Genomic DNA, 8,901 nt, shown 5'->3' on the forward strand with positions numbered 1-8,901 from the left:
CCGTTGGTGAGGAGGATATCTTTCATCTTTTTGATTTTATCCAGACTCAATTCCAGTCCGATAGTAAACATCAAAAAGACGATCCCGAACTCCCCGATAAAATCGAGTGAATCGTTCGCTGAACCGTTAAACCCGAATAGGGTACTAACGATGGTCCCTGTCGCGATATAGCCGATGATATGCGATATCTCGAACCGTTTTAGGATGATATTGAGAACCGTCGCGATGGCAACGGTTAAAAAGATTGAGAGTAATAGTGTTTCCATACGGTTATTATAGTGCAAGGTTCGTGCTAAGGGTGGTTAAAAAGTGGGCGGTTAGCTCTCACTTTTACCTAATGATTTAAAATGCAGTTATTTATAAATATCGCCGCGAGAACCTAAATCGTAAAAATAAACGATAACTTTTTCATCGATTATGGTGTATAAAAATCGGTATTTTCCGACTCTTAAACGGTATTGGTTTGTCTGAGCTTGGAGTTTTTTAACATCTACGTGTGGATTAGAGGGGAGGGGATTTTCGCAGATATATTTCAGATCGTCATAGAAACGTTTAACGACATTTTGTGATAATTTATCGATTTGCTTGACAAAGTGTTTCGAAAATTCGATCTCATACATCGATATTTCGAACCTTTGCGTACTCTTTCCAATTAAGGGTTTGAGAGTTTTTTAAATCTTCCATCGCCTCTTGGTAAGACAATGCATTGGAATCGCTAAAGATAAGATCGTCGTCATCTTCGATAATAGAGAGTCTATTTTGCGGGTAGAACTTTAAAAACTCTTTGAAATGCTCATAAATAGAGTCATCCAATCGGATACTCAATGTGTGCATAGGATACCTCCTCGCAATTTTTTTGATTATATCCATATCGATCTTTTAGATTTCTTTATTCTCAAACCGCTCTTTTAATAAAAGATGGAGAGATTATAGTGATGGTTCGTACTAAGGGTGGTTAAAAAGTGGGCGTTAGAAATAGGTTTTTATAGCATTGTCATAATTTTTTTATTATATATTTACTTTTGTCGATATACAATACATTGTATGTATATTATAAAGGCTTGTATTGATTACTTACGGCAAAGAAAAAAATGAGCTTCTTAAACAAAGCAGAGGGATAGGTTTTGAAGAGATCATAGCTGCAATAGATGCGGGGAAAGTGTTAGACACATACGATCATCCCGATCAGGAAAACTATCGCGGACAAAAGATCTACGTCGTAGAAGCATTGGATTATGTCTATCTCGTCCCATTTGTTCGCAATGGCGAGGGGATTTTCTTAAAGACCATAATCCCAAGCCGAAAAGCAAAAAAGATATATAAAGGAGAAAACAATGTTTGATGCAGAAGAGATGGCGATTTTAGACGCTCTGGAAAAAGATACATTAGTACGAAGCATTGATGCGGAGGAGGAGATTGCATTGGCACGCAAGGCAGCTAAAGAGTATTTATCTAAATCCAAAAATATTACTATCCGTCTCAGTCTCGGTGATGTAACAACGATCAAAAATAAAGCCCAAGAGACGGGGATACCGTATCAAACGATTATTTCATCGTTAGTTCATCAATACGCAACCGGAAAGATTCGACTGGAAGCATAACTAGAACAGACTTTGGAGGGCAAAAAAAAGCGAAGGTTAATTACTCCCTCGACCTAATCTTGCCGCTCCATTGTCTGTATGAAGAAGATGTATTCGCAATGAAAATGAAATCGACAAGTCAATACTTTAAAAACTCATCCGTAAGATCCATTTCTTCAAAATCTATTTTTTCGAGATCGATATCCTCAAATGCCATCTCCTTTTTTTCCATTATTAAGGAAGGAATTTTTATATAAAAGCAAGCACCGTCTTGGGTATTTTCAAATCCAATAGAGCCGTGTAAATTGTTTTCTACAATTGTTTTGGCGATGTAGAGTCCTAATCCGCTTCCGTCTTGTCTTTTTTTAGCGGAAAAATAGGGCTCGAATATTTTGTGTTTGATTGATTCATCTATGCCGCCGCCGTTATCGATCACTTCCGCGACAAAGAGTTCATCCTTCTCTGAATAGTTAGTACGTAATGTAATTTTCGCTGATGTGATGTTACGAAGCAATAAGACTTCTTTAGCATTATTGATTAGACTGAGCAGCACTTGTACCACATCTTGCTGTCGTGTAGTGATTTGCATGTGCGCGGTGCATACTTTTTCCAGTGCGATGTTATTGTTTTCTAGATTTTTTTCAAATAATCCAATCACATCGCAGATGATGGTATCAAAATCGGCAGCTTCTACTCGTGCATCTTTTTGAAAATAGTGGCTAAAATCATCGATGATGTTTGATAAAAACTCTACTTGTTCGCTCATGGTATTGATACATGTGTGCTCTTCTAGCTCCATGATTTCTGGGGTAAACTCTAAATTATTCAAGCACATTTGGATAATAGAAAGGGGTTGACGCCACTGATGAGCGATCATGTTTAGCATTTCTCCCACCGCAGCAAGACGCGATTGCGCTAACAACATTTTTTCTTTTTCTTTTAGCGTGTTTTCAATTTGTCGATATTTGCTGACATCTTCGCCGATAGCAATGAGATGTGTGATGGTGCCGTTTGTGTCTTTTACCGGTGAAATCGCCATACGAAGGATGTGTTCTGAACCGTCTTTATGTTGTTTTTTTACCTCACCGATCCATACTCTATTTTCGGAGAGGGTGTTATAAAGTTCTTCGGATGCGAGAGGATTGAGTCCGATCGTATTCATAAGCTCTGCATTATGCCCAACGAGTTCTGACTCTTCATGCCCGCAACATTCACAAAAAGAGTTGTTAACATACTGTACGATTCCGTCTATCTTGCTGATTAAAACGGTATTGCTGGATTGATTCACCGCTTTTTGCAGTAATACGAGTCTTTGATGCAACTCTTCGCTAGAAGTGATATCGACCAAATTGACGACAAAAAGTGTTTCGTCGTGTGCAAATCGGTCGATATGGACGTGGAATACCCGAAGATTACCCTCTCTATCAAGCATGGTAATTTTGGAGAATGTCCCCTGCTGTTTCATCGCGAAAATAGCTGATAAACAGCTATATCGGGTATCTGCGCTCTCCTCATCAATAAAATAGGAGCATATACCCCCCTGATGTGTAATTTCATCAGCGGATGAGATGGCGAAAAAGTTCAAAAATGCTTCGTTACACTCGACTATTCGTGTTTCATCACCCAACATAGTTAATGCGGTTTGACTATCGAGCATTTGTCGAAAAATATGTTCACGCTCCATTTGTTTGGTCAATTCTGTATTGAGTGCGGCAATATGAGTAGTTTGTTTTTGCAGTCTTCGATAGAGCATAAGAATAAATACTACCGAAATACTTAGTATAAGAATGATTACTCCTGCTAAAACAATCTGTATAGCGTACTTTTTTATAACTGCCGAAAGGGTAATTTCTGCATTGTAAGGGGGCATATTTAACGTTTTAAGCAGATCGTGTACTGCTGAATAATCCATTGGAATCGTCCAATGGTCGGTATCGGTACGTTTGGCGACTTCAAGTTCCGGGGTAATACCGAGTAGAGCTATAAGAACCGATTCTGCTAATGTATCGGATGTATGGGTAAGTTTTGCAAAGGGCCATTCGGGATAGAGTGCAGTACTGACGATAAATGGAAATCCCGGATACTTTTTAGGGGCGATTATACGTACCTGATCCAAGCGAATTTTCCCCTCTCTTGCCATCCGCTCTAGTGTATCGCTACGTACTGTTCCTGCATCTACACGCCCTTCTAAAACGGCGTGTACAACAGCATCATGGGAGTTTAAAAAAAGAAGCTGAGAAAAATCATCTTCTTTTATCCCGTGATCGAGTAACTCTTTTTTACCCATAATCCATCCACCAAATGATTCCGGATCGACTGCTGCGAAACGTTTGTTCTGAATTTCTTCGAGAGTGTGAATATCGCTATTGTCCTTGCGTGTAAAGATGACTCCACCGAAACGCTGTTGTCCCACTGTAATGTCTGAGTGGTTTTGGAGTGTAGCGATCCGACTGGTGCCGTAGCGATACTCGAAGGTAACATACTGGAACGTGTTGGTTACTACAAAATCGACCGAAGCATGTGCCACCGCATTATTGAGATCATTAAAACCCAGCGGTACGATTTCAAATGTATACGCGGGAATCTGTTGGTTCAAATACTCTGCCAATGGTTGCCACTGTTGCACTGTTTGGGGTATACCTCTTTTTGCAAGAATACCTATTTTTATAGTTTCTTTAGTGTTTGTATGGGCATTGAGCGCAGTGAACAGTAGTAAAATAAACAGAATAATGGAGATAACACTTTTGTGAAGTCTTATAGTACGATGCATGAATATCTCCCATTCTTATTAGGGTTAGATTATGATTATATAATCTTTTTATAAAAATAGACCATTTTTGGGTTGGAATGAAAATGAGCAGAGTAGCGCTCATGTATTCAATCTTAAATTTTTACGTCATAGTGAAATTTGGAAAAGCTGGATCCCTGATCGAGCATGGTAAGATAGGGATTTTTTAGTGTAAGGTCTCTTGTAGTTTTAAAATTTTTTCCTCTAACTCTTCTAACTTTTCATCACAAATCATATAGATCGTTTCCGCATCAATATCGATGTAGTGATGGGTTAAAATCTCTCTCGTTCGAATGATTTTGCTCCAATACTCTTTATTAGCAACCATGAGTAGTAGCTCTTGTTGTCGTTTATCCAAATTCTTTAATGCTTCACCGATAGACTGTAATCGCATGGAGATGGCATCGAGTTTATCTAACCCCTCATCGCTATCAAGAAAATCATCACTCGACGCAATACCGCTAAATCTTCGCTTGATTAATCGCAGGCTCTCAAGGATAAAGTCCAAAAGTTCAGCCGTTGTTGCTTTATCCATAGATTACCTCTTTTTGGATACTTTCGAAGATCGCACCTTTGCTTCTTTTGTGTTTATGTAGTAAATCGATTTTGGTATGGTATATCTCCTCTAAATAGTTCCAAAGACCTGTGAGATTATCGAATGTTTTATGTTTAAATTCGACATAAATATCGATGTCGCTTTCGGGAGTTTGTGTGTCTTTTGCATAGCTTCCAAAAAGTCCTATTTTATCAACTTCATAGGTTTTTTGGAGGTATTCTTTTTCTTGAGAGAGTTTTTGTAAAATATCATTTTTTGTCATTTATTTTTCTCCTCATACAAAGATACGTGTTTTTTGTGCAAAGATTATAACAAAATCAGGCTAATTCCAAACGAATAAGTTTTCCCTTGTATCCTCATACGTTTTCGTCTCTAGCAAAAGGGATATTTTTTCAATAGGGATCGTATCGACGACGATAATTGCTGAGGTGTTAAAAGGATTTCCGCTGAGTTGCGTACGCAAAGCCATCTCGGTTTCAATGGAAGGGGCGTTAAACATTAACTCTTGGGTATTTTTGTACGCCGATGAGGTGAGCGCATTAAACGTATCAAGTGTGATAAATCGTACCTCTTCACGGTTGAGGAAAAACTGTCCGTTAATTTCAAAGTCGATTTTCCCCTCGGTAGTGGTGCGGTTGATGGTTGAGTAGAAAAGGGGATACGAGGGGATAATCTCTGAACCCATTTTTACTGATGCACGCATTAGGCGGTAGTTTAAAAACCGCTCTTTGAGTATCCGGTACGGTGTTCCTGATTCTTCCAACTCATTACGATGACTATAAAGTTCCAAACGCTCTTCGATAGAAGCAGGGAGAATCTGTTTCGAAATAGGGGAGAACATCTCGTCCATCAATCTATGCTGTTGATCACGCTGCATACTAAGACCATAGAGACAGCCGCAATAGTCTTGACGGTAGAGTTGCTGTTCACGGCTCACACGTCCCTGATCCGCCGTTCCGTTGTTTTTACGGTAGTCAAACGGGATAAATTTGACTCCATGAGTTTCTTCGAATACTTCGCCGCTACGGATGAGCTGTTCTTGGGATTTTTTGGGACTGACGAGGAGGGTGGTGGTCATGGTGGACTCACCTAGTTCGATCGCTTTGTGGGCACTTATTTCAAAACGACGATCGAAACACACCTCACAACGTGACCCTTTCTCAGGCTCTTTTTCTAAACCTCGGACGGCGTCCATCCAGTTTTCAAAATCGTATTCGCCTTTTATCAGCTCAATTCCCAGTTTTTGACAGCTTCGTTCTACATCAAGAAGACGGAGTTGATATTCGCTGTAAGGGTGGATATTGGGATCATAGAAGAACCCGATGAGTTTTTCATCGGGGTATTCCTGCTGCAGCTTCTCGATAAAGAAGTGAGAATCGACGCTACAGCAGATGTGGACGAGCATAAATTAGTCGCGAGAAGCTAAAATCTCTACAGATTCAATGGTGTCGCGCATTTGAATACTGTCTAGAACCGCCATTGACTCTTTATCATCTGCTTCGATACCGCCGAAAACCGTGTGAACACCATCAAGATGTGGAGTACTTGCGAAACAGATAAAGAATTGACTTCCGCCGGTGTTTGGTCCCGCGTGTGCCATAGAGAGAGTCCCTTTGACATGTTTGTGCTTGTTAAGAGCTGTTTCACAAGGGATAGCCCAACCCGGTCCGCCTGTACCGCTACCGTGAGGACATCCACCTTGTGCCATAAAGCCGGGGATTACGCGGTGAAAGTTAAGGCCGTTATAGAAGCCATCGTTAACAAGTGCCGCGAAGTTCGCAACCGTATTAGGAGTTTCATCATTATAGAGTTTGATCCAGATAACCCCTTTGGCAGTGGTCATTTTTGCCCATTGGAAAGAGGCAAGCTCTTCAGCAGTTGCATTGTAATTTTTAAGTTCTTTACGTCCGAACATGAGTGTGATCCTTGGAGGAATTTTTGAAATTATAGTGGAACAATCTTAACTATCAAAAGGGAATCGGTTATAATGAACGAAATTAATTTGGAGATGATGCATAGTGGAATCGTGGTTACAGCGTTGGTTGAACAGTATATCCTTACGTGATCTTAACTTTTATACTATTGTCTTTATCCTCTTTTTTACCGTAATTTTTTCCTCACTTCTCATTTATGACGAATATCGACAATTCGCGATGGCTGCGGGTGACACGCTTGTAGGAATTCATGCTAACCCTCATGCACTTAAAGGGCGATTGATTAAAATCATTGTTGAAATTGCAACACTGGCATTGATTTTATTCGGTTTTATCATCGGTATTTCGAAGATTGTCAATAGTATGATTGCACGGGATATGGAACGATTTTTAGAGTTTTTTGAATCGGCACATACAAAGGCTGAAGCTATCAGAGCGGATGATCTTTATTTTACTGAATTCAAACGGATGGCCGGATACGCGAATGAGATGGCACACACCATTCATGAGCAAAAAGAGTCATTGCAGTCACTTAACGCAGGGTTAGAAGAGAGAGTACGTTTTAAAACACAAGCTTTACAACAAAAAAATGAAGCACTGGAAGAGGAACAAAAGTTTTCGCAGGGGCTTTTGGACTCTCATAAACAATTTATCCGTTATGCCATCCATGAAACCCATACTCCGCTGTCGGTTATTATGGCGAATATCGAGTTGTTTAGCATGAATGAGGGGCGAAACCGATATCTGGCTAAAATCGAAGCGGCAGTCAAAAATATTTTTAGTATTTATGATGATTTGAGCTATCTGGTGAAAAAAGATCAGATTGAATACCCCAAAAAAGCGATTGAACTAGGTGAATATGTCAAAAAACGGCTCGAATTTTTCGATGAGGTTGCCCATTTTTCGAATTTAACCTTTAACTTTTCCGAGCCGGAGTTCCCATCTTGGGTGCAGTTTAATGAAACGAAGCTCCAGCGTGTAATCGATAATAACCTAACCAATGCGATTAAATACACTAAAAATGGTGAGGAGATTCGAGTCGGTGTAGGGTGCGATACACTAGGGTGCCTTTTTTGGGTGGAGAGCAAATCGCAAAAAATTCATGATCCGCAAAAGATTTTTGAGGCTTATTATAGAGAACGGAAAAAAACCGATGGATTTGGTTTAGGGCTAAGTTTGGTAAAATCAATTTGCGATGAAGATGGTGTTGAGATCAAAATAGCTTCTGATAGTGAATTGACCCGCTTCGAATATACTTTTAAAAAGGGTAATCTTGAAAATTCTCCTTCTTGAAGATGAGCAGATGCTCAGTGAAGCGATTAATGAATACCTCCTCTCTGCAGGGCATCGAGTCACTTCGTTTTATGATGGCATAGATGCTCTCGACGCATTACAAAAAGAGACATTTGATCTTCTGATTTTAGACATTAATGTCCCTGGAATCGATGGACTTGATCTACTAGAACAGCTTCATGCCCTGAAAATTCGTCCCCCCGCTATTTATATCAGTGCGTTAGTTGATATCGAGGGGATTTCAAGGGCGTATGATTTGGGATGTTATGATTATCTCAAAAAACCGTTTCATCTCAAAGAACTCTCGCTGCGGATCGATAAAGTGATGCAAAGTTGTACGACTCCGCAGAATCATCTGCGTCTTTCAAAGAGTTATGCGTATGATGCCTCAACCTCTACACTGATGTGTGATAACGTAACGCAGACCCTCACGAAACGGCAATTGCAGATTATCGATTTACTCGCTCGTAATCGGGGGCGTGTGGTTGATTTTGATCAGTTCCGTAACTACGTGTGGGACGAAGAGTACGTCGATAACGCAACGATCCGTGCTGAAGTGAGTCGACTCAAAAAATCGCTCAAAGAAGACTTTATCCAAAACATCCGTGCATTAGGTTACATGATCGATATCCCTAAAAGCTGATTATGTTACTTTTCTATACACATATCTCCTCATATTAAAATTTCTGACGATAAATTTTTCTAATTTTACCTTTGCTACGTTCGTGCTACGTTTTGTTTTCATAATAG

Annotated in this window: 12 protein-coding genes; 4 read left to right on the plus strand and 8 right to left on the minus strand. The window is 39.9% G+C overall.

Annotated features, from left to right (window positions below):
• The 3 genes from PHR02_RS10640 to PHR02_RS10650 form a co-directional block, all read right to left on the minus strand.
• The coding region (locus tag PHR02_RS10640) for a cation:proton antiporter (RefSeq protein WP_299991985.1) at positions 1-266 on the minus strand (266 nt) is incomplete at its 3' end.
• Between the two features lie 87 nt (positions 267-353).
• Positions 354-620: a type II toxin-antitoxin system RelE/ParE family toxin gene (locus PHR02_RS10645; protein WP_299991969.1), complete on the minus strand. Its 267-nt coding sequence runs from the start codon at positions 618-620 to the stop codon at positions 354-356.
• Positions 613-834: a hypothetical protein gene (locus PHR02_RS10650; RefSeq protein WP_299991970.1), complete on the minus strand. Its 222-nt coding sequence runs from the start codon at positions 832-834 to the stop codon at positions 613-615. The genes PHR02_RS10645 and PHR02_RS10650 overlap by 8 nt, the downstream gene beginning before the upstream one ends.
• A 232-nt stretch (positions 835-1,066) precedes the next feature.
• Here PHR02_RS10650 and PHR02_RS10655 point away from each other — a divergent pair, with 232 nt between their 5' ends.
• Together PHR02_RS10655 and PHR02_RS10660 are read left to right on the plus strand one after the other, a co-directional pair.
• Positions 1,067-1,342: a toxin gene (locus tag PHR02_RS10655; protein WP_299991971.1), complete on the plus strand. Its 276-nt coding sequence runs from the start codon at positions 1,067-1,069 to the stop codon at positions 1,340-1,342.
• On the plus strand, positions 1,335-1,601 hold the full coding sequence (locus PHR02_RS10660; RefSeq protein WP_299991973.1) for a hypothetical protein: 267 nt from the start codon (positions 1,335-1,337) through the stop codon (positions 1,599-1,601). Before PHR02_RS10655 ends, PHR02_RS10660 begins: the two co-directional genes overlap by 8 nt.
• 118 nt (positions 1,602-1,719) lie before the next feature.
• On the opposite strand, the gene PHR02_RS10665 is transcribed toward PHR02_RS10660, so the two are convergent.
• From PHR02_RS10665 to PHR02_RS10685, 5 genes are all read right to left on the minus strand, one after another.
• Complete coding sequence (locus PHR02_RS10665; RefSeq protein WP_366141193.1) at positions 1,720-4,206, minus strand: PhnD/SsuA/transferrin family substrate-binding protein; 2,487 nt, start codon at positions 4,204-4,206, stop codon at positions 1,720-1,722.
• 328 nt (positions 4,207-4,534) lie between these two features.
• Entirely contained in the window at positions 4,535-4,903 is a 369-nt protein-coding gene (locus tag PHR02_RS10670) for a HepT-like ribonuclease domain-containing protein (protein ID WP_299991976.1), read from the minus strand.
• Entirely contained in the window at positions 4,896-5,186 is a 291-nt protein-coding gene (locus PHR02_RS10675) for a nucleotidyltransferase domain-containing protein (RefSeq protein ID WP_299991977.1), read from the minus strand. The genes PHR02_RS10670 and PHR02_RS10675 overlap by 8 nt, the downstream gene beginning before the upstream one ends.
• A 60-nt stretch (positions 5,187-5,246) precedes the next feature.
• A complete protein-coding gene (locus PHR02_RS10680) occupies positions 5,247-6,329 on the minus strand; it encodes an epoxyqueuosine reductase QueH (protein WP_299991979.1) in 1,083 nt (360 codons plus the stop codon).
• Between the two features lie 3 nt (positions 6,330-6,332).
• A complete protein-coding gene (locus tag PHR02_RS10685) occupies positions 6,333-6,839 on the minus strand; it encodes a peptidylprolyl isomerase (RefSeq protein WP_299991980.1) in 507 nt (168 codons plus the stop codon).
• 103 nt (positions 6,840-6,942) lie between these two features.
• Here PHR02_RS10685 and PHR02_RS10690 point away from each other — a divergent pair, with 103 nt between their 5' ends.
• Together PHR02_RS10690 and PHR02_RS10695 are read left to right on the plus strand one after the other, a co-directional pair.
• A complete protein-coding gene (locus tag PHR02_RS10690) occupies positions 6,943-8,151 on the plus strand; it encodes a sensor histidine kinase (protein ID WP_299991982.1) in 1,209 nt (402 codons plus the stop codon).
• Positions 8,132-8,794, plus strand: a complete 663-nt coding sequence (locus PHR02_RS10695) for a response regulator transcription factor (protein WP_299991983.1) — start codon at positions 8,132-8,134, stop codon at positions 8,792-8,794. Before PHR02_RS10690 ends, PHR02_RS10695 begins: the two co-directional genes overlap by 20 nt.
• Positions 8,795-8,901 lie beyond the last annotated feature (107 nt).

The organism is Sulfuricurvum sp. (genome assembly GCF_028688295.1).
Lineage (GTDB): Bacteria > Campylobacterota > Campylobacteria > Campylobacterales > Sulfurimonadaceae > Sulfuricurvum.